At 43.0% G+C, this 20082-nt stretch carries 21 protein-coding genes; all 21 read left to right on the top strand.

Annotated features, from left to right (window positions below):
- Window positions 1-7 precede the first annotated feature (7 nt).
- The 21 genes from IGJ01_RS10185 (at window position 8) to IGJ01_RS10085 (ending at window position 19997) form a co-directional block, all read left to right on the top strand.
- Window positions 8-916 carry a diacylglycerol/lipid kinase family protein gene (locus IGJ01_RS10185; protein WP_430601039.1) on the top strand — a complete coding sequence of 303 codons (909 nt, stop codon included), beginning with the start codon at window positions 8-10 and terminating at the stop codon, window positions 914-916.
- A 96-nt stretch (window positions 917-1012) separates the two neighbouring features.
- Window positions 1013-1546, top strand: coding sequence for a GNAT family N-acetyltransferase (locus IGJ01_RS10180; RefSeq protein WP_008378501.1), 534 nt, complete (start codon window positions 1013-1015; stop codon window positions 1544-1546).
- A 230-nt stretch (window positions 1547-1776) separates the two neighbouring features.
- Entirely contained in the window at window positions 1777-4551 is a 2775-nt protein-coding gene (locus tag IGJ01_RS10175; protein ID WP_430601627.1) for a sigma-54-dependent transcriptional regulator, read from the top strand.
- Window positions 4552-4780: 229 nt separating this feature from the next.
- Entirely contained in the window at window positions 4781-5275 is a 495-nt protein-coding gene (locus tag IGJ01_RS10170) for a PTS system mannose/fructose/N-acetylgalactosamine-transporter subunit IIB (protein ID WP_026008065.1), read from the top strand.
- A 68-nt stretch (window positions 5276-5343) separates the two neighbouring features.
- On the top strand, window positions 5344-6336 hold the full coding sequence (locus IGJ01_RS10165; RefSeq protein ID WP_008378493.1) for a mannose/fructose/sorbose PTS transporter subunit IIA: 993 nt from the start codon (window positions 5344-5346) through the stop codon (window positions 6334-6336).
- A 30-nt stretch (window positions 6337-6366) separates the two neighbouring features.
- Complete coding sequence (locus tag IGJ01_RS10160) at window positions 6367-7170, top strand: PTS mannose/fructose/sorbose transporter subunit IIC (protein WP_008378492.1); 804 nt, start codon at window positions 6367-6369, stop codon at window positions 7168-7170.
- Window positions 7171-7190: 20 nt separating this feature from the next.
- The gene (locus IGJ01_RS10155) at window positions 7191-8102 is read left to right on the top strand and encodes a PTS system mannose/fructose/sorbose family transporter subunit IID (protein WP_005235347.1); all 912 of its coding nucleotides are present in this window, start codon (window positions 7191-7193) and stop codon (window positions 8100-8102) included.
- Window positions 8103-8218: 116 nt separating this feature from the next.
- Window positions 8219-8584 carry a DUF956 family protein gene (locus IGJ01_RS10150; protein WP_005235348.1) on the top strand — a complete coding sequence of 122 codons (366 nt, stop codon included), beginning with the start codon at window positions 8219-8221 and terminating at the stop codon, window positions 8582-8584.
- Window positions 8585-8658: 74 nt separating this feature from the next.
- On the top strand, window positions 8659-8898 hold the full coding sequence (locus tag IGJ01_RS10145; RefSeq protein WP_005225767.1) for a GlsB/YeaQ/YmgE family stress response membrane protein: 240 nt from the start codon (window positions 8659-8661) through the stop codon (window positions 8896-8898).
- Between the two features lie 213 nt (window positions 8899-9111).
- On the top strand, window positions 9112-10176 hold the full coding sequence (locus tag IGJ01_RS10140; RefSeq protein ID WP_430601038.1) for a M24 family metallopeptidase: 1065 nt from the start codon (window positions 9112-9114) through the stop codon (window positions 10174-10176).
- Window positions 10177-10385: 209 nt separating this feature from the next.
- On the top strand, window positions 10386-10811 hold the full coding sequence (locus IGJ01_RS10135; protein WP_005225770.1) for an Asp23/Gls24 family envelope stress response protein: 426 nt from the start codon (window positions 10386-10388) through the stop codon (window positions 10809-10811).
- Window positions 10804-11268 carry a transcription antitermination factor NusB gene (gene nusB / locus IGJ01_RS10130; protein ID WP_005235350.1) on the top strand — a complete coding sequence of 155 codons (465 nt, stop codon included), beginning with the start codon at window positions 10804-10806 and terminating at the stop codon, window positions 11266-11268. Before IGJ01_RS10135 ends, nusB begins: the two co-directional genes overlap by 8 nt.
- A gap of 293 nt (window positions 11269-11561) precedes the next feature.
- Entirely contained in the window at window positions 11562-12413 is an 852-nt protein-coding gene (locus tag IGJ01_RS10125) for a bifunctional methylenetetrahydrofolate dehydrogenase/methenyltetrahydrofolate cyclohydrolase (RefSeq protein ID WP_005235351.1), read from the top strand.
- A complete protein-coding gene (xseA, locus tag IGJ01_RS10120; protein ID WP_005235354.1) occupies window positions 12414-13766 on the top strand; it encodes an exodeoxyribonuclease VII large subunit in 1353 nt (450 codons plus the stop codon). It abuts the gene before it with no gap.
- The gene (locus tag IGJ01_RS10115; RefSeq protein ID WP_005235356.1) at window positions 13747-13968 is read left to right on the top strand and encodes an exodeoxyribonuclease VII small subunit; all 222 of its coding nucleotides are present in this window, start codon (window positions 13747-13749) and stop codon (window positions 13966-13968) included. Before xseA ends, IGJ01_RS10115 begins: the two co-directional genes overlap by 20 nt.
- On the top strand, window positions 13965-14861 hold the full coding sequence (locus IGJ01_RS10110) for a polyprenyl synthetase family protein (protein ID WP_429961320.1): 897 nt from the start codon (window positions 13965-13967) through the stop codon (window positions 14859-14861). The genes IGJ01_RS10115 and IGJ01_RS10110 overlap by 4 nt, the downstream gene beginning before the upstream one ends.
- Complete coding sequence (locus IGJ01_RS10105; protein WP_016620449.1) at window positions 14858-15679, top strand: TlyA family RNA methyltransferase; 822 nt, start codon at window positions 14858-14860, stop codon at window positions 15677-15679. The genes IGJ01_RS10110 and IGJ01_RS10105 overlap by 4 nt, the downstream gene beginning before the upstream one ends.
- Window positions 15680-15776: 97 nt before the next feature.
- Window positions 15777-16226, top strand: a complete 450-nt coding sequence (gene argR, locus IGJ01_RS10100; protein ID WP_005235362.1) for an arginine repressor — start codon at window positions 15777-15779, stop codon at window positions 16224-16226.
- Window positions 16227-16241: 15 nt separating this feature from the next.
- Window positions 16242-17915, top strand: coding sequence for a DNA repair protein RecN (gene recN, locus IGJ01_RS10095; protein WP_086299368.1), 1674 nt, complete (start codon window positions 16242-16244; stop codon window positions 17913-17915).
- Window positions 17916-18011: 96 nt separating this feature from the next.
- The gene (locus IGJ01_RS10090) at window positions 18012-18743 is read left to right on the top strand and encodes an alpha/beta hydrolase (protein ID WP_176285413.1); all 732 of its coding nucleotides are present in this window, start codon (window positions 18012-18014) and stop codon (window positions 18741-18743) included.
- A 399-nt stretch (window positions 18744-19142) separates the two neighbouring features.
- The gene (locus tag IGJ01_RS10085) at window positions 19143-19997 is read left to right on the top strand and encodes a phosphate ABC transporter substrate-binding protein PstS (protein ID WP_429961319.1); all 855 of its coding nucleotides are present in this window, start codon (window positions 19143-19145) and stop codon (window positions 19995-19997) included.
- Window positions 19998-20082 lie beyond the last annotated feature (85 nt).

The following is a 20082-nucleotide window of genomic DNA, read 5'->3' as shown; positions in this document are numbered from 1 at the left end:
CTGTTTTATGAAAGCATTATTGATCGTCAATCCAAGTTCTGGTGGGGAACAAGCGAAAGAATTTGAGGAGATGGCAGAAGAAAAGCTGCGGGAAGCTTTTTCAGAAGTCGTTGTCAAACATACCGAAAAAGAAGGAGATGCTACACGTTTTGCCTCTGAGGCAGCAGCAGAATTTGACAGTGTCTTCGCAATGGGCGGTGATGGTACCGTCAATGAAGCGGTCAATGGCTTAGCTCCTCATGACAAACGACCAAATTTCGGTTTCTTCCCGCTGGGCACAGTAAATGATTTAGCCAGAGCATTAGCGATTCCACTAGATCCCAAGGAAGCCATCGAATCATTTGCAGTGGATCACACCCGCAAAATCGATATTGGGCAGGTTAATCAAGACTATTTTACCAATGTAGTGGCGATTGGTATGATTCCAGCGGCGATCAACAATGTGGAAGTTGAAGAAAAAACCAAGCTGGGAAAAATGGCCTATTTTGTTTCTGGTCTACGGGAAGTGCGGAAAAATGAAAGTCATCCGTTTGAAGTGACCGCCGAAAATAATGGCAAAAAAACGACGATCGCTGTGGAAAGCAGTACGATGATCGTTGGTTCATCCAATACGATCGGCGGTTTCGAATCTCTTTTGCCTAAAGCGAGTACCGATGACGGCAAATTACATCTGATCTACTTAAAGGATACGAATCTTTGGGAAACTGTCAAAAGCGTGCCTGAGCTTCTCAAAGGAGTTACGGAATCAAATGATGTTCTTGGTTATCAAACTTTTGATAAAGCAACGATTCGTTTGACGGATGGGGCAACGATCGAAACGAATGTCGATGGTGATCCAGGGCCGGAATTGCCAATCACAGTAGCGGTGCTGCCGCAACATCTTACCGTGTATTGCGGAGTTGAAAAAGCCCGTTAAATCATTCATAACTAGGAAACGATCCGTCAAAAGCGGATTGTTTTTTTTATTCAGAAAGAGTATACTGGGAAAAAATTTACTGAAAGAAGGGGTTCTATGACGATACGTTCTGCCACGATTGCAGATGCCCAAGCCTTGACAGCAATCTATGCTTATTATGTAGAAAATACACCGATTACCTTTGAAACGGAGGTGCCATCGGTTCAAGAATTCGCGGAACGCATCGCCAAGACCTTGAAACGCTACCCGTATCTCGTTGCAGAAGAGGCTGGTGAAATTGTCGGTTATGCCTATGCGTCAGCCTATAAAGAACGGGCGGCGTATGATTGGACCGTTGAAGTAACCGTTTATTTAGCGCCGGATGCCAAAGCAAAAGGGCTCGGCACCGCTCTTTATCAAGGGCTTGAAGAAAAACTAAAAGCGCAAAACGTGGTCAATCTGACTGCGTGTATTACAGGAGGCAATCAACAAAGCGAGGCTTTTCATGAGAAGCTTGGGTATCGGAAAGTTGCTGATTTTTCGCATGTCGGCTATAAGTTCAATCAATGGCACGATGTGATTTGGATGCAAAAAGAACTGCAACGATTTCCAGACCAGGTGCCAACGTTCATTCCCAATGAAAAAGCCTAACACATCCTGACTTTTGAATATCTTTTTTTGGCAAAATGCTTTATGCTGAGAGTAGCATGTGAAAGGACGTTCTATTGTTCTTTCGAACAAAGTATTTTGCTTTTTCTGTGTGGAAAAAAAGTTGCTTTTTTATAGAAAAATGAGTAAAGTATTCAAGTGGAAAAAACAAGGAGGCGAAGCTGTTGGGCAAGCGAATCGAACGGATTTATCAATATATCGTCGAAAATACGATGAGCGGCTTAGGGGAAAAGAAGGGGTTGTCTACTTCAGAAGTTGCCGATCATTTAGCCATTCAGCGCAGTAATGCCAGTAAGGATTTAAATAAGCTTGTTAAAGAAGGGCGCGTCGAAAAAAGCGACTCGCGGCCTGTTCGTTATTGGGCGGCAGGGGTCGATCCCAGCAGTAAGGAAAAGTATGTCCCAAGCTACAAAGAAAGTCGCCCGCAAAGAGAAAAAGCCTTCCCTCAACGAGTACAAGGAAAACCCTCTGACCGAGATATTTTTGCGACGATCATCGGTGCCAACGGAAGTATGAAAAACGCTGTTGAGCAGGCGAAAGCAGCGATCTTGTATCCGCCGAAAGGGCTAAACTGCTTGATCACAGGGCCTACTGGTTCTGGGAAAACGTACTTTGCCCATGCGATGTTCCAGTTTGCCAAAAGCAATCAAGTAATTGCCGATGACAAAGAATTGATCGTCTTTAACTGTGCGGACTATGCAAATAACCCAGAGCTTTTGATGAGCCATTTGTTTGGTTATGTACGGGGGGCATTTACGGGTGCCGATCAAGAGAAGATTGGTATTATTGATCAAGCGGATGAGAGTATGTTGTTTCTCGATGAGATCCATCGATTACCGCCAGAAGGGCAAGAAATGATTTTTTACTTTATGGATCATGGAACCTTTAGCCGTCTAGGAGAGACGGGCAAAAATCATCAAGCGAATGTCCGAATCGTTGGTGCTACTACCGAAGACCCCAACTCAACGCTATTAGATACCTTTACCCGACGCATCCCCATCAATATTCAACTGCCCTTTTTTGAGAAACGACCCGCATCAGAAAAAGTCGATCTCGTTCGGGTATTAGTCGGGCAAGAGGCGACCCGTATTCAGCGGACGATCTCCTTGACAGAAGATGTGGTCAAAGCGTTGATCGGCAGTGTCAGTTTTGGGAATATCGGTCAATTGAAATCCAATGTCCAGCTAGTCTGTGCACGGGGCTTTTTGAATCATATGCAACAAGATGAGATTGAAATCGATTTGATCGATTTGCCAGAAGGGATTCGTTCAGGATTGATCGTTTTGGGGAATCGCCGCAATGAGCTGGCAGAGCTCTCTAAGATCCTTGAACCGAAGATCAGCATTCAACCGAATCAAAACTTAAACAATATTCAATCAGATTCCTATGAATTGCCTTATAATCTTTACGATATTATCGGCGACAAGGCTGCTCTGCTAAAAGCAGATGGGTTAGATCAAGAAGCGATCAATCATTTTATCTCAACAGATATCAATGTTCACTTAAAGTCTTTTTATAAAGATCACGGGTTTTCCTTTAACTCGGTCAATAAACTAAGTGAATTTGTCGATCAGAAAGTGATCAGTGTAACAAATCAAATCTATGAGCTGGTTCGACAACGCTTAAATTATGATTTTCAGCAAAATTTCATCTATGCCATGAGCTTACACATCAGCTCGTTTTTGAAAAAAATCCATTTGGGAGAAGAACGACAAACCAACGACAATATTCGTCAGATGGTAGCTGATTATCCTCAAGAGTTTGAAGTCGCCAAAGAAGTCCGCGATTTTATTGGTGATAGTTTCCAAGTGGCGATTCCTGAGAGCGAATCTTATTATTTAGCGGTTCTTCTGGTTTCTCTTAGAACCTCTCATTCCTCTGGGAAAATCGGCGTCGTCGTTGCAGCCCACGGCAACAGCACAGCCAGTAGCATGGTACAAGTGGTCAAACAATTGCTGGAAGTCGATCAAGTGACAGCGGTGGACATGCCGTTAGATATGCCCCCGGCTGTGGCGTTGAAAAAAATCGTGGATAGTGTACGGGCAGTCAATGATGGCAGTGGGGTGATCCTTTTAGTCGATATGGGGTCCTTAGCGACCTTTAATAATGAAATCCAACGAGAAACGGGTGTGGCTGTTCGAACAGTCGATATGGTGACCACCTCCATCGTCCTAGAGACGGTCCGTAAAGCGTCAGTGATCGGCACGGACCTCGATCAGCTCTATGATTCATTACGGAAGTTCCGCGGGTATGGAGCGGTCACTGTGGAAGAACCAGTGACACAAAACCACCATCCTAAAGCGATTCTAGCGGTCTGCGCTTCGGGAAAGGGAACGGCGCAGCGCATCAAAGAATTGATCCAAAGCTCATTGTCAAAACGTCAAAACCAAAATGTCGAAGTGGTGACGTTATCGGTGGCGGATCTGAGGACGGACTTGGATCAGATTCAACAGCGCTACCGTCTGATTGCCGCAACAGGGATCATCGATCCCCATATCGACGCACCGTTTATTTCATTAGAACGTTTTATTGATCAAGATGTTGATCTACTGTTGGATGATATCCTATTAGAGAATGATTTGAGTTTTGAAGATGAAGTACAGCTAGATGATCGGCAGGCGAAAGAAATCTGTGTCCGGTATTTAGAGGAAAACTTTACCTATGTCAATGCGAAAAAAGTAGTAGAGCCGTTGTGGAAATTTGGCGAAGAGATCATTCACGATTTGGATTTGGTAGGGGCGCAGCAAGGCTTTCAGATCAATTTTGTGATGCATGGCGCAGGTATGCTGGAGCGGATCTTACTGCGGCAGCCATTGACTGTTTCTGAAATTGATTTAACAGCGATGGAGGAGAATCCGCTTTATGGCCAATTGCATGTGCATGTCCAATCGTTTTCACGCTTGATGAATATCGAAGTGCCTAAGACTGAAGAGTACTATCTGCTAGAGCTGATCAAAAACCATCACGAAAAAGAAATGTATTTTTAAATCTTACAAATAATACAGATACACTAAAAAAGATACAGTATTTTTTAGTGTATCTTTTTTAGTGTATTATCTGAATGCTGATTCTTAAGGTTTTTTCAAGAATAGTGTATCGGAAAAACTTGGCACGCTTCTTGCTTCTATATAAGTGGATACAGGAGGTGATTGAAAAAAGAACAGATCCTCAATATGAAAAGCGGATCGATGGATGTAGGAGGCTTGCACAATGGGAATGGATATACGTCTTGCCCGAATCGACGATCGGTTGATTCATGGTCAGGTCGCCACAGCTTGGTCGAAAATGACTGGTATCAATCGAATCATCGTGGTCAGTGATGAAGTCGCAAATGACCAATTACGAAAGTTTCTCTTGAAAGAAGCTGCTCCACCAGGGATCAAATCCAATGTGGTGACAGTAGCGAAAATGCTTGAGGTGGCGCATAACACATTATTTAATACGCAAAAAGTCATGTTATTATTTACCAACCCTCAAGATGTCGTGACTCTGGTTAAAGGAGGCATTGACATTCGTTCCGTCAATATCGGCGGTATGAGTTTTTCAATGGGAAAACGAATGATCACTAATTTCGTGTCAGTCAATGATCAAGATCTTGCTTCATTGCTTTACTTGCAAAACCAAGGCATTGAAGTGGAGATACGCAAAGTTCCAGCTGATCGTAAAATCTTTTTGAAGGATATTTTGGAAAAAGAAGGTAGTCACCCTTAGTTTTTCGATGTTGTTTTTTCTTTCGTATTCGTGTCACATTTTTCAATTTTGATATAGGAGGTAAAAAGATGGTAGGAATTATCCTAGCAAGTCATGGAGAATTTGCTAACGGCATTTTGCAATCTGGTTCAATGATCTTCGGCGAACAAGAAAATGTTAAAGCTGTTACATTGATGCCAAGTGAAGGTCCAGATGACATCAAGGCAAAAATGCAAGAAGCAATTGCTACATTTGACGATCAAGAAGAAGTATTATTCTTAGTTGATCTTTGGGGTGGTACTCCTTTCAACCAAGCGAACAGCTTGTTTGAAGATCACAAAGACAAATGGGCAATCGTTGCTGGTATGAATTTACCAATGGTGATCGAAGCCTATGCTTCACGTTTTTCAATGAATACAGCGCATGAAATTGCTGCGCATATCGTTGAAACAGCTAAAGAAGGGGTCAAGGTCAAACCAGAAGAACTTGAACCAGAAGAAGCTTCAGCACCAAAAGCAGTGCAAGACGATCAACCTAAAGGATCACTTCCTCCGGGAACTGTTCTAGGCGATGGCAAAATCAAAATCGTACTTGCTCGTGTCGATTCACGTTTGTTGCATGGTCAAGTTGCTACAGCTTGGACAAAATCAGTGAATCCATCTCGGATCATCGTTGTTTCTGACGCGGTGGCAAAAGATGACTTGCGTAAAAAACTGATCGAACAAGCAGCTCCTCCAGGAGTAAAAGCGAACGTCATTCCAGTGGACAAAATGATTGAAGTTTCTAAAGACCCTCGTTTCGGGAATACGAAAGCTTTACTATTATTTGAAAACCCACAAGATGTATTACGTGCTGTTGAAGGTGGCGTTGATATTACTGAAGTGAACGTTGGTTCAATGGCTCACTCTGTTGGGAAAGTTGTTGTAAGTAAAGTATTGTCGATGGGTACAGATGATGTGAATACATTTGAAGATTTGAAAGAACGCGGCATCAAATTCGATGTGCGTAAAGTACCAAATGACTCTCGAGACAACATGGATGAAATCTTACGCAAAGCCAAAAATGAATTGGCAAATAAATAGAAACGTATTCAACTAAATAGGAGGTCTATCATGACTATTATATCTATGGTATTAGTAGTACTCGTTGCCTTTTTAGCTGGTATGGAAGGGATCTTGGATGAATTCCAATTCCATCAACCGCTAATCGCGTGTACTTTGATCGGTTTAGTGACCGGTAATTTGGAAGCATGTATCATTTTGGGCGGATCATTACAAATGATCGCACTTGGATGGGCAAATATCGGTGCCGCTGTTGCACCTGATGCTGCATTGGCGTCTGTCGCATCTGCAATTATTTTAGTTTTAGGTGGACAAGGAACTGCTGGTGTTGATACAGCGATTGCCGTTGCGATCCCTCTAGCTGTTGCTGGGTTGTTCTTGACAATGATCGTTCGTACATTGGCTGTGCCAATCGTTCACTTTATGGATGCTGCTGCTGAAGAAGGCAACATTCGTAAAATCGAAATGTGGCACGTGATCGCTGTATGTATGCAAGGGGTTCGTATTGCGATTCCTGCAGCTGCATTGTTGGCTATCCCTGCTGCAACTGTTCAAAACTTCTTAGAATCAATGCCTGCATGGTTAACTGATGGTATGGCTATCGGTGGTGGTATGGTTGTTGCCGTTGGTTACGCAATGGTTATCAACATGATGGCAACTCGCGAAGTATGGCCATTCTTTATTATCGGTTTCGTAATCGCAGCTATCTCTCAATTGACATTGATCGCTATCGGTGCCTTGGCAGTAGCAATCGCATTGATCTACTTGAACCTAACTAAAATGGGCGGATCATCAAATGGAGGCGGCGGCAGCAACACTGGCGACCCTCTAGGCGATATCTTGAATGACTATTAGAATCGAAGGAGGAGAAAAAAATGGCAGAAAAAATTCAATTAAATAAAAAAGATCGTTTAGCCGTAGCATGGCGCTCTACCTTCATTCAAGGTTCATGGAACTATGAACGTATGCAAAATGGTGGTTGGGCATTCTCAATGATTCCAGCAATCAAAAAATTATACAAAACAAAAGAAGACCGTGCCGCTGCTTTGAAGCGTCACTTAGAATTCTTTAATACTCACCCATATATCGCATCACCAATCTTAGGTGTAACTTTAGCGTTAGAAGAAGAACGTGCCAATGGCGCGCCTGTCGATGACGTAGCGATCCAAGGGGTAAAAGTTGGGATGATGGGTCCTTTAGCCGGTGTCGGTGACCCTGTGTTCTGGTTTACTGTACGTCCGATGTTAGGTGCATTAGGTGCTTCTCTTGCTTTAGGCGGAAACATCTTAGGGCCAATCATCTTCTTCGTTGCTTGGAACATCATCCGTTGGGCATTTATGTGGTACACACAAGAATTCGGCTACCGTGCTGGTTCTAAAATCACAGATGACCTTTCAGGTGGTTTGCTACAAGATGTAACAAAAGGTGCTTCTATTTTAGGGATGTTCGTATTAGGGTCACTTGTTCAACGTTGGGTATCGATTTCCTTTGCACCAGTTGTCTCAAGCGTACCGCTTGATGAAGGTGCTTATGTCGACTGGGCGAACTTGCCTTCTGGTTCAGCTGGTTTGCAACAAGCCTTCCAACAAGTAGCTGAAGGCCGTGCATTGACTGATACAAAAGTAACAACATTGCAAAACAACTTGGATCAATTGATTCCTGGTTTAGCTGCACTATTGCTTACTTTATTATGTATGTGGTTATTGAAGAAAAAAGTTTCTCCAATCGTCATTATTATCGGTCTATTCTTAGTCGGTATCGGTGGACACTTGATCGGATTGTTATAATCTTTTCAATGATAGGTGCTTGGGGAGACCCAAGCATCTTTTTATTTATTCGCCAAACATGCCGGAAACACGTATAATAGGTAATGATAAGACGATATAGAATGGAGTAAGCGCAAATGGTACAATCCCTTAATACAAAAGTTGATTTGACGATCGATGCTACGTCTTTTTTAGGTATCAATGAATACGGTAAAATAATGATCGGCGATAATGCCTTTGAGTTTTATAATGATCGTGACAAACGCAAGTTTATTCAAATACCTTGGGAAGATGTCGACTATGTGATCGCTTCGGTCTTGTTCAAAGGACGCTGGATCCCACGGTATGCGATTCGGACCAAAAAGAATGGGACATATACCTTCTCATCAAAAGAACCAAAAAAAGTTCTGCGGGCAATTCGCGAATACGTTGACCCAGATCATATGGTCCATTCTCTTGGCTTTTTCGATATCTTGAAACGGGCAATTACCCGTAGAAAATAACAAGAGAGCATATGTTTTTCCAATTGATTCTCAATATGTTACCCTTTTTATAAGAAAGTTTAGGAGGGGTTATTATGCACTTTTTATGGACATTGATCGTGGGAGCGGTCATCGGTTCAATCGGTGGCGCCATCGCAGGAGAAAAACGCGGTTGCATTTTTGATATCGTGGCAGGACTTGTGGGCGCATCAATCGGACAAGGCTTATTCGGCACTTGGGGACCGCAAGTGGCAGGAATGGCAATCGTGCCAGCAATCATTGGGGCAGTCATTTTCGTGGCTGTCGTATCATTCTTTTTGGGACGTAAAAGATAATTATCAAAGAAGCAATCCGTTGATTGGGTTGCTTTTTTTGTGGATTAAAGTTATCTAGAAAAGAACAACGAGAGAGCCAACTAGAGTCTTTTTAAAACACCATTCTTTAGGTTCGTATTGTTTGATTTTTTAGAAAACTTTTCGCTTACTTTCCGCTTTTTCTGGAAGTTTGTTATAATACTATCGTATAGAACAAGAAAGTAGGGACGATACATGTTAAGAGTTGAAAAATTACGTGAAGCAATGAGAAAAGATTCGATTGATGGGTTCTTGATCATCAGCCCATACAATTTGCGTTACTTGACAAACTTTACTGGTACAACTGGTTTAGCAGTCATTACGTTGGACAAAGCTTTTTTTGTAACAGATTTCCGATATACAGAGCAAGCAGCGGCCCAAGCCCAAGGATTTGAGATCGTAAAAAATAGTGGACCGATTTTTGAAGAAGTTGCAACTATCTGCCAAAAGGAAGAAATCAATGTCTTAGCATTTGAAGAAAGTTTCGTCAGCTTTGCTGAATACTCCGTCTTAGAAGACTTGATCGAGGAATCCTCATTAGCTCCTGTATCTGGTATGATCGAGGCATTGCGGGAAGTCAAAGATGAGGAAGAGATCTCATTGATCCAACAAGCCTGCCATATCGCCGATCAAGGGTTCGAACATATTTTGAAAATGATCCGCCCAGGAATGACCGAAATCGAAGTGGCGAATCAGTTAGATTTCTTTATGCGTTCATTAGGTGCCACAAGCGTATCTTTTGAAACGATCGTGGCCAGTGGTCTTCGTTCAGCAATGCCCCATGGGGTTGCCAGTGAAAAAGTGATTGAACAAGGCGATCTGATCACGTTAGACTTTGGCTGTTACTACCAAGGCTATGTGTCTGATATGACTAGAACCTTTGCTGTGGGGGATCCTGGCGATAAATTGAAAGAAATTTATCAAATCGTACTAGAAGCGCAAGAAAAAGTCTTGGCAGCAGCAAAACCTGGAATGACCGGAATTGAACTAGATGCGATCGCCCGGGATCACATAGCTTCCTTTGGCTACGGGGATGCTTTTGGTCATTCAACAGGCCATGGGATTGGTTTAGAAATCCACGAAGGACCAAATGTCTCCTTCCGCGCTGATAAAGCATTTGTTGTCGGAAACATCATTACAGATGAACCAGGTATCTATCTTCCAGGAATTGGCGGCGTTCGTATCGAGGATGATCTTTTGATCACTGAAACTGGTAATAAAGTGTTGACACATTCACCGAAAGAATTGATCATTCTCTGATTCATCGACCTTGTTTTTCAGAAAATTCATTGAGAATAGTGGGTTATTATAGATTCTCAGTGCAGAAAATGATAAACTTAGAGCGAGAAGAAACACTGTGCCATGGATGTTATTGATTGAATCAAGCGCTGGCTTGTTTCAAACGGAAAAAACGAGCGATTTTTTTACAAACAATACGGTACAGCTGTTTAGAATGGAGGCAAAAACGTATGAATGAAGATAAAAACCTTGTATTAAATGCAAGTCCTGAATTAGGCGAAATCGTCATCGCGCCAGAAGTTATCGAGATCATTATTGGGATCGCTGCTTCTAAAGTGGAAGGTGTCTATGGGATGCGAGGAACACTGGCAAACAGTGTCACTGAATTACTAGGCCGCGCAGCTCATGGCAAAGGAGTCTACTTAACGATCGATGAAACAGGGATCAAAGTGGATATCTACTGCTATATCACTTATGGGATGTCAGTGCCTAAAGTGGCAATGGAGATCCAAGAACGGGTCAAACAGCAAGTCTTATTTATGACAGATGTGCAACTGGCTGAAGTAAATGTTCATGTTGTGGCAGTCGTGCCAGAAAAAGTAGATTTACCAGACATCGAAGAATTATTTGGAAACGACGAGGAAGAAAATGAGTAAAGAATTATCACGGCATGAAATACGGAAAATGGCGTTACAAGCTTTATTTCCACTAGACTTTAACAAAGATTTAACGAAACAAGATGCCATCATGCATGCCATCGAGTTGGAACACCATGAATTGATTGATGAAGAACAAGAGCATTTTGTCCCTGTTTATTTAGATCAATTAGTGGCAGGTGTCTGTCATTACAAAGAAGCCTTGGATGAAGTCATTCAAAGTCATCTAAAAGCCGGTTGGAAAATCCAGCGTTTATCAAAAATGGACGTGACGATTTTACGAATCGCTTTGTATGAAATGATCTATGTGGATAATGTGCCGAATCGTGTGGCTTTGAATGAAGCGATCGAATTAGCGAAAACCTTTAGTGACGATCAGTCAAGAAAGTTTGTCAACGGTATTTTATCGACAGTCAATCAAGAGCTAGAAACAAAAAACAACCAAGTAAGTGAGTAATTTTCAGCCTTAACACTATCGAACAAAAGAAAACAGCCTTTATTCGATCGAGGCAGAAACCGAACGATTTGTGAGCAACCGCCTTGTTTTGACGGTCCTGCTTGATCGTTCGGTTTTTTTGCATACACTTTGTCGGTTTGCCCTCGTTTTTTCCGAAAAAAGGGAGCCTTAGACGGTGTTTTTCTTTTCAGAAAATGCTATGATAGAAAACATGAAGAAGCAGATCGACAAACGATTGGTGCGTTTCTTTTTACAAAATAAGTCAGTATAATCAGGTTGGAGGAGTTGTCAGAATGGGTACATTGATCAATGGAAAAGAATTGGCTGAAAAAATGCAAGCGGCGTTTCTTTCAGAGACAGCAACACTAAAAGAGCAGGGTGTGACACCGGGATTAGTTGTTTTACTTGTTGGAGAAGACAAAGCAAGCCAGACTTATGTGAAAAATAAAGAACTAGCTGCGGCGAAAATCGGCATCAATTCCCGTGTTGCCCGCTATCCTGAATCCATTACTGAGGCAGAATTATTAGCAGAAATCGAACAGTTCAATAACGATGATGCCTTTCACGGCATTTTGGTTCAACTTCCTTTGCCAAAACATATCAATGAAGAAAAAGTGCTGTTAGCCATCAAACCGGAAAAAGATGTCGATGGTTTTCATCCAATCAATTTAGGAAAATTATTTGCCGGTGTACCTGACCGAATTCCTTGTACCCCTTATGGCATCATGAAAATGTTTGCTGCGTATGGGATCGAATTGGAAGGGAAAAATGCTTTAGTTATCGGCCGCAGCAACATTGTCGGAAAACCGATGGCGCACTTGCTCTTAGGGGCAAATGCCACCGTGACTATTGCTCATTCAAAAACCAAAAATCTGCCTGAGTTAGCGAAGCAAGCGGACATTTTAGTCGTGGCGATCGGCCGCGGTCATTTTGTCACAAAAGACTTCGTAAAAGAAGGGGCCGTGGTGATCGATGTAGGAATGAATCGGGATGCCAATGGCAAGTTGATCGGCGATGTGAAATTTGATGAAGTCGAACCGATCGCTAGCTATATCACCCCGGTACCTAGAGGTGTAGGACCAATGACGATCACGATGTTGATGGCCCAAACGATCGAGGCAGCAAAGGAGACAATGAAAAACTAAATGGCGCAAGAATATTTAACGGTGACCGCATTAACAAAATATATCAAGCGTAAGTTTGACGTCGATCCGTATTTAGAGCGGGTTTATTTGACGGGGGAGATCTCTAATTTTCGTCGTCGCCCCAATCACCAATACTTTAGTTTAAAGGATGATGGTGCAAAAATTTCGACCGTCATGTTCAAGGGCGCTTTTGACAAGCTGCGCTTTCAACCAGAAGAGGGCATGAAAGTCATGGCGGTTGGACGTATCACCTTGTATGAGGCAAGCGGAAATTACCAAATGGTGATCGATCACATGGAACCAGATGGTGTCGGTGCCCTTTATCAAGCCTATGAACAATTAAAGCAGAAATTGGCAGCGGAAGGATTATTTTCTGCACCGAAGCAGTCGTTGCCGAAATACCCGAAACGCATCGCAGTCTTGACCAGTCCTAGTGGGGCGGTGATCAGAGATATCATCACGACGACCCAGCGGCGTTATCCCATTGCTCAGATCGTTTTGTATCCAACCGTGGTACAAGGCAACAAAGCCGCGGATGATGTGGTGAAAAATATCCAACGAGTCGAAGCCGATGGTACCTTTGATACTATGATCATCGGACGTGGGGGTGGGTCGATTGAGGACCTCTGGCCTTTCAATGAAGAACGAGTGGCAAGAGCCATTTTTGACGCAAAAACCCCCGTTATTTCTTCAGTGGGGCATGAAACCGATACGACGATTGCCGATTTAGTGGCGGATGTGCGGGCGGCAACTCCGACCGCAGCTGCCGAATTAGCAGTGCCCGTCCTATCAGAAGAGATTTTGCGGATCGAAGAAAGACAAGCCCGATTAGAGCAAGCTTTTATGCACCAGATCCAGTACAAACAAGAACGCTATCAGCGAGTGATTGGATCATATGTTTTTCGACAACCAGAGCGCTTGTATGAGGCACAGTCCATCAAACTCGATCAGTTGCAGCAGCGGATGCAGCAAGGTCTGCAAACCTTGCTTTATGACAAGGATCGCCATGCACAGCAATTGATTTCACGGTTAGCACAACAACAACCAAAAGCGCGATTGCAAGCTAGTAACCAAGAGGTCAGTTATCTTTCCCAACGCTTAATGAAAGCCATGAAAGATATTTATGCAGCAAAAGAAAATCAATTTGCAAATGCAGTCCAATCTCTTGATTTGCTAAGCCCACTGAAAATCATGGGTCGGGGCTACAGCTATACCACGAAAAATGAGCAGGTGATCAAATCGATTGATACGATCGAGCCAGAAGACCAGCTGACGATCCATTACCAAGATGGCCAAGCACTTGTCGAAGTTATTAGTACAGAAGGAGTTAATCATGGCAAATCCAACATTTGAAGAATCATTACAAGAATTAGAACAAATTGTAACCCGTTTGGAACAAGGGGATGTTCCCTTAGAAGAGGCACTAGATGCTTTTCAAAAAGGGATGGTTTTGAGTAAGCAATGCAAGGACACTTTGAGTAAAGCAGAAAAGTCCTTAACAAAAATGATGACAGAATCTAACGAAGAAGTGCCTTTTGAAGAGGAAAACCAATGAGTGCTTTAACAGAATTCACAAAAGAACACGCCCCATTGATTGAAGAAGTCATGGAGCGCTTTGTCAAAGAACACACCTCTGATCAACGATTGTTTAAAAGCATGCAGTATTCGATCCAAGCTGGCGGCAAACGTATTCGCCCGCTTTTATTGGCAGCAACAGTCGCCGCTTTTCACAAACCCGTCAATACCTCGGTGTACCAGTGTGCGGCAGCCCTAGAAATGGTGCATACGTATTCGCTGATCCATGATGATCTGCCAGCAATGGACAACGATGATCTGCGTCGAGGCAAACCTACCAACCATAAGGTTTTTGGTGAAGCTTTAGCGATTTTAGCTGGAGATGGTCTTTTGACGGCTGCATTTCAATTAGTCGCTATGGCGGAGATCGAAGCCAATCAAAAAGTCTTGCTGCTGCAGCAATTGAGTAAAGCGGCGGGAACACAAGGCATGGTCGCCGGCCAAGCAGCTGATATTCAAGGAGAAAACCAAGCCCTTAGTCTTGAGGAACTGATGTCCATTCATGAACGGAAAACTGGAGAATTGATCCGCTTTGCGGTGATTGCTGGAGGTGTCTTAGCCGACCAGACGGAAGAAGTTCTGCATGAATTGGATCGCTTTGCCCAGCATATTGGGTTAGCCTTTCAAATTCGCGACGATCTGCTGGATGCCACTAGTACGACCGAAGAGCTAGGCAAAGTTGTCCGTCGAGATGACGAATTGGCGAAAAGTACCTATCCTGCTTTACTTGGCTTAGCAGGCGCGCAGCAAGCCTTGACAGAAGAATTAGGCAAGGCCAAAGAAATTCTGGCGCAATTAAGTCAATACGGTCAATTTACGCCGGATGTTTTATTGGCATTTGTGGAACGATTTGAGATTCGAGGGAACGCATGAAGAAAGAACGAGTAGATGTTTTAGCTGTCCAGCAAGGCCTGTTTGAGACCCGAGAGCAAGCCAAACGGGGAGTGATGGCTGGATTGGTGTACAAAGAAAAAAATAATGAGCGCCTAGATAAGCCGGGAGAAAAAATTGCCGCAGATACGCTGCTGCAGATCAAAGGCAAAAAGCTGCCTTATGTTTCTCGTGGTGGTCTCAAGTTAGAAAAAGCACTCAAAGTCTTTGATTTTGACGTAACCGATAAAATCATGTTAGACATCGGCGCATCCACCGGTGGTTTTACTGATGCGGCATTGCAAAATGGTGCCAAAAAAAGCTATGCATTGGATGTCGGTTACAATCAGTTAGCCTGGAAGCTGCGGCAAGATGAGCGAGTGATCGTAATGGAGCGGGTCAACTTCCGTTATGCAAAACCAACTGATTTTTTAGACGGTCTTCCAGATGCCGCTACGATCGATGTTTCTTTTATTTCACTTAAACTGATTTTACCCCCGCTATATGATATTTTGGTAGCGGATGGCGAAGTGATGGCGCTGATTAAACCGCAATTTGAAGCGGGCAAAGAAGCAGTCGGGAAAAATGGGATCGTTCGTGATCCCAAAACCCATGAACGAGTTTTGGAGGAAGTACTAGCATTTGCTAAGAAAACAAACTTCGATGTCTTAAACCTAAGTTTTTCACCAATCACTGGTGGCGAAGGGAATATCGAGTTTATCGTACATTTAAAGAAAAGCCTGCAAGAAGGTACCGCAGCAGGGATCGATATCCCGAAAGTTGTTGCATCAGCACATGAGACCTTTCATCAACCAAAATAAAGAATGGAAGAGAGTGGACATTTTACTTGTCGGCTCTCTTTCTTTCTTGCGCAAAATAGGATAAAATTAGTAGGAATTCATTCAGGAGGAACAAGAGATGAGAAAAAAAGAACGGCATCGCTTGATTACACGATTGTTAAGTGAACAAGATATTCAGAAACAAGAAGATTTTGTCGAGTTGTTAAAAGATCGCGGCGTCTCAGTCACACAAGCAACCATATCAAGAGATATCAAGGAATTGAAGTTAGTGAAAGTTCCTTCCCAAAAAGGTGGCTATCGCTACAGTATCCCGCAAGAGACAACGGAAGACGTGAGTGGTAAACTAGATAAAATCCTAAAAACGGCTTTTGTTTCTGTCGATCGAATGGACAAATTTGTGATCCTGCGCACACTGCCCGGCAATGCCTCGGCTTTGGCGAATTTAATCGATAAACGTTATGCCAAGGAATTATTTGGCACGTTAAACGATGATGACAACGTCTTGATGATCACTAGAACAGAAGCAGATACCGAGAACCTATTCAGGGATTTCCAACGTTACGTTTAGAAGAGGAGGCAAGGGATGCTTTTAGAATTGTCGATCCAAAATTTTGCGATTATTTCCAACTTGCACTTATCTTTCCATGAGGGAATGACGGCACTGACAGGTGAGACAGGTGCCGGGAAATCAATTATTATCGATGCGATGGGTTTGCTAGCAGGCGGTAGAGGTTCCAGCGACTATTTGCGTCAAGGAGCAGAGAAATGCCGTTTAGAAGGGATCTTCGAATGGCCGAATCAGCAGGAGTTCAAAGACTTGACCGCAGATTTAGGTATTGATGAAGAAGAAGTTTTGATCGTACAACGAGATATCTCTCAATCGGGGAAAAATATTTGTCGTGTCAATGGTCGAACCGTTACCTTGTCGGTTTTGCGTCAAATCGGTTTATTCTTGGTCGATATCCAAGGACAAAATGAGCATCAAGAGCTGCTGCAGCCAGAAAAACATTTGACCTTGATGGATGGGTTTGGGGATGATAGCTTTAAAGCGGAGCTTGCGGATTACCGTCAAGCCTATCAAAGCTATCGCTCTTTAGAAAAACACGTCAGGACCATTCAAGAAAATGAACAGCTATATGTCCAGCGAATGGACATGTTGCGTTTTCAACAAGAAGAAATCGCCCAAGCAGAATTGATGGAAAATGAAGAAGAACTGCTGATCGATGAACGAGAAAAACTGACCAATTATCAAAAAATCGTGGATGCTCTAGGGCAAAGCTATGGTGCCTTATCTGCCGAAGAAGTCAATAGCCTAGATGGGGTCAGTGTAGCTTTATCCGAGATCCAGTCAATCGCCCATCTTGATCCGGCTTACGAAAAAATCAGTGAAGTGATCCAAAGTGCGTATTACTTGTTGCAAGATGCAGCTACTGATATTTCGCGGCAAGTCGACAATCTTGAATTAGATGAAGGCCGACTGGAAGAAGTCATTTCGCGGCTGGAAACGATTCGTCAATTGAAGCGCAAATACGGGGAGTCGATTCCTGTGATTCTTGCTTACTATGATGAGATCAGTAAAGAAATCAGCGAGTCTGCCTATACAGAAGGTCAGTTGGAGCAATTAGAAGAAGAGCTTGCCCAAAAAGCTGAAGCAGTTTGGCAGCTGGCGGAAGCCTTGCACGTCAAACGACGTGAACTGGCTCATCGTTTAGAAAAAGAAATCGTTCAAGAGTTAAAAGAGCTGTATATGGAGCACGCACAATTTGAAGTACGGTTTGCACCTGGCTCAAAACAATTGAGTAGCAGCGGATTTGACACCGTAGAATTTTATTTGACCACAAATCCTGGTGAAGGCATGAAGCCGTTGGTGCGGGTTGCTTCTGGGGGAGAACTTTCACGGATCTTACTGGCCCTCAAATCAATTTTCTCTCGGAAACAAGGAATCACCAGTATTGTTTTTGACGAAGTTGATACTGGGGTCAGTGGCCGAGTAGCCCAAGCAATTGCTGAAAAAATCGCCAAGATCGCAGCCAATTCGCAAGTTTTGTGTATCACTCACTTGCCGCAAGTAGCTGCTGTAGCGGATAATCAATATTTTATTGAAAAAGCAATTCAAGAAGGACGGACAGAAACCCACGTCCGTAAACTATCTAAAGAAGAACGGGTGGCAGAGATCGCCCGTATGCTCTCAGGTGCAGAAATCACCGATTTAACGGTCGAACATGCACGAGAACTATTGGCCCTTGCACACCGATAAAAATTGGGAAACATTCGTAGAAAGATTCAGGAGATGATGGACCAGCAAGTTTCGTCTGCCATCCTTTCCTGATCTTCTTTTTTGCAGGAGGATATGATGAGAAAAAGAACAAAATTTTTGATTGGTGTATTGGTCACCGTTGTTATTTTAACTATTGCCGGTTGGATCGGTTGGCAACAACTACACTACCCAGCAGTTGATGCTGCAGTCACAGCTGCGAAAGAGGCAGAAGATGAGGGGAATGTCCTTTATTTTGCTGGAGATGAAGAAAAGCCATTGGTCATTTTCTATCCCGGCGCCCTTGTCGATGCGGAAAGCTATAGTGTATGGGCAGCAGGTTTAGCGGAAAAAGGCTATCCTGTCGCGATCGTTAAAATGCCCTTTAACATGGCTGTTTTATCAGGCAATCGTGCAGAAGAGGTCTTGAAAGAAATTCCCCATAACTCCTATGTCATTGGTGGTCATTCATTAGGTGGGGTAATGGCGAGCCGTTTTGCAGCGAATCAATTGGCTGCAAACGACAAGGATTTAAAAGGGGTCTTTTTCTTCGCAAGCTATCCCGATGAAAAAGGGTCTTTGGCTGATCAGTCGATTTCTGTGCTATCGTTGACAGGGAGTCAAGATCAGGTGGTCAATCAAGAAAATTGGCAAGCTGCCCGCAGCTTCCTTCCAGAATCTACCACGTTCCAAACGATCGAAGGCGGCAATCATGCTGGCTTTGGTACCTATGGGTTACAAAAAGGAGAAGCCGCCGCTGATTTATCAAATGAAGCACAGCAAAAAGCCATCGTTGAGCAGATGGCTGCGTGGCTAAGTGAATTAGAGTAAAAAAAGACGGCAGAAGATGCATAGAAATGCTTCTTTCTGCCGTTTCGATTCAACAGACATTTTGGGGAAATGTTGATGAAATCGTGAAAACGCTGAACATAACAACATATTGTACTTGATTGGGGAAGCAAGATTAATAATTATGTTCTTTTAAAATACGTTTCCTCTCACAGTATAGCATAGCATACCTTCTGGATGCACGTAATTTAATTAAGAAATTCTGTCATTTTTTTTACGAAACAGTTATTTTGAAAAAGAAAAAAAGCGTTTTAAATAAACGAACGGACGCTGTTCCAGAAAAAAAAGCAAATAATAATTTTCATTAAATTCAACTAATGGTAAAATGAAAATAATTGATTTTTAAGATCAATGACTTACGAAAGTACAAGGAGCGTTATGATGAAAAAATTTAAACTTCTAAGTCCTATTATCGGATTGGTTATTTTACTCTCAGGATGTGCAAGCTGGGCAGATAGAGGAGAATCGATCACCGCAGTCGGTTCCTCTGCTTTGCAGCCGCTAGTAGAAACAGTTGCAGAAGAATTTCAAAACTCAAATCCAGGACGGTTCATCAATGTCCAAGGAGGCGGAAGCGGAACCGGACTAAGTCAAGTCCAAGCCGGTGCAGTCGATATCGGAAATTCTGATTTGTTTGCGGAAGAAAAGCCAGGAATCGATGCTGATGCCCTTGTTGATCATCGGGTGGCAACGGTGGGAATCACACCAATCGTTAACAAAGGAGTTGGTATCACAGACATTTCCGCAGAAGATCTAAAAAATATCTTCTTAGGAAAGATCACCAATTGGAGCGAAGTCGGTGGAAATGATCTGCCGATCGTTTTATTGAACCGGGCGACAGGTAGTGGTACGAGAAGCACGTTTGAAAAATGGATCATGGATGGCGAAACCGCTATTCCTTCTCAAGAGCAAGATTCTAGTGGGATGGTACGCTCGATCGTTTCTGATACACCAGGGGCTATTAGCTACGTTGCATTTTCTTATGTGACTGATGAAGTCAATGTCCTTTCAATTGATGGCGTTGAACCTACGATTGAAAATGTGACGACGAATGATTGGAAAGTTTGGGCGTATGAGCATATGTATACAAAAGGAGAACCAACCGGATTAACTGCTGAGTTTTTAGAATATATGCTTTCTGACGAAGTCCAAGAGCATATCGTTGGGGATCTAGGCTATATTCCAATTTCCATCATGCAGGTGGAAAGAGACTGGGAAGGCAACATTGTTGAATAATCTTTACACAAAATTTACACAAGCTTTAACAGAAATTGATGTTGAACCGATAAACTAATGGTTATGAGTTTAGTTTGATTTTTGA

The organism is Enterococcus sp. AZ089 (assembly GCF_050547225.1).
Lineage (GTDB): Bacteria > Bacillota > Bacilli > Lactobacillales > Enterococcaceae > Enterococcus_D > Enterococcus_D entomosocium.
Note: the sequence above shows the minus strand (reverse complement) of the source record. Positions and strands in the feature narration are given on the sequence as shown.

What these genes read in the sequence shown, in the direction of transcription:
- nusB (WP_005235350.1), top strand. Translation starts at nt 10,804, where the DNA reads ATGAGTAAAGAATTATCACGGCATGAAATACGGAAAATGGCGTTACAA.
- IGJ01_RS10185 (WP_430601039.1), top strand. Translation starts at nt 8, where the DNA reads ATGAAAGCATTATTGATCGTCAATCCAAGTTCTGGTGGGGAACAAGCG.
- recN (WP_086299368.1), top strand. Translation starts at nt 16,242, where the DNA reads ATGCTTTTAGAATTGTCGATCCAAAATTTTGCGATTATTTCCAACTTG.
- argR (WP_005235362.1), top strand. Translation starts at nt 15,777, where the DNA reads ATGAGAAAAAAAGAACGGCATCGCTTGATTACACGATTGTTAAGTGAA.
- IGJ01_RS10090 (WP_176285413.1), top strand. Translation starts at nt 18,012, where the DNA reads ATGAGAAAAAGAACAAAATTTTTGATTGGTGTATTGGTCACCGTTGTT.
- IGJ01_RS10110 (WP_429961320.1), top strand. Translation starts at nt 13,965, where the DNA reads ATGAGTGCTTTAACAGAATTCACAAAAGAACACGCCCCATTGATTGAA.
- IGJ01_RS10180 (WP_008378501.1), top strand. Translation starts at nt 1,013, where the DNA reads ATGACGATACGTTCTGCCACGATTGCAGATGCCCAAGCCTTGACAGCA.
- IGJ01_RS10115 (WP_005235356.1), top strand. Translation starts at nt 13,747, where the DNA reads ATGGCAAATCCAACATTTGAAGAATCATTACAAGAATTAGAACAAATT.
- IGJ01_RS10125 (WP_005235351.1), top strand. Translation starts at nt 11,562, where the DNA reads ATGGGTACATTGATCAATGGAAAAGAATTGGCTGAAAAAATGCAAGCG.
- IGJ01_RS10160 (WP_008378492.1), top strand. Translation starts at nt 6,367, where the DNA reads ATGACTATTATATCTATGGTATTAGTAGTACTCGTTGCCTTTTTAGCT.
- IGJ01_RS10085 (WP_429961319.1), top strand. Translation starts at nt 19,143, where the DNA reads ATGAAAAAATTTAAACTTCTAAGTCCTATTATCGGATTGGTTATTTTA.
- IGJ01_RS10135 (WP_005225770.1), top strand. Translation starts at nt 10,386, where the DNA reads ATGAATGAAGATAAAAACCTTGTATTAAATGCAAGTCCTGAATTAGGC.
- IGJ01_RS10105 (WP_016620449.1), top strand. Translation starts at nt 14,858, where the DNA reads ATGAAGAAAGAACGAGTAGATGTTTTAGCTGTCCAGCAAGGCCTGTTT.
- IGJ01_RS10150 (WP_005235348.1), top strand. Translation starts at nt 8,219, where the DNA reads ATGGTACAATCCCTTAATACAAAAGTTGATTTGACGATCGATGCTACG.
- IGJ01_RS10165 (WP_008378493.1), top strand. Translation starts at nt 5,344, where the DNA reads ATGGTAGGAATTATCCTAGCAAGTCATGGAGAATTTGCTAACGGCATT.
- IGJ01_RS10140 (WP_430601038.1), top strand. Translation starts at nt 9,112, where the DNA reads ATGTTAAGAGTTGAAAAATTACGTGAAGCAATGAGAAAAGATTCGATT.
- xseA (WP_005235354.1), top strand. Translation starts at nt 12,414, where the DNA reads ATGGCGCAAGAATATTTAACGGTGACCGCATTAACAAAATATATCAAG.
- IGJ01_RS10170 (WP_026008065.1), top strand. Translation starts at nt 4,781, where the DNA reads ATGGATATACGTCTTGCCCGAATCGACGATCGGTTGATTCATGGTCAG.
- IGJ01_RS10175 (WP_430601627.1), top strand. Translation starts at nt 1,777, where the DNA reads ATGAGCGGCTTAGGGGAAAAGAAGGGGTTGTCTACTTCAGAAGTTGCC.
- IGJ01_RS10155 (WP_005235347.1), top strand. Translation starts at nt 7,191, where the DNA reads ATGGCAGAAAAAATTCAATTAAATAAAAAAGATCGTTTAGCCGTAGCA.
- IGJ01_RS10145 (WP_005225767.1), top strand. Translation starts at nt 8,659, where the DNA reads ATGCACTTTTTATGGACATTGATCGTGGGAGCGGTCATCGGTTCAATC.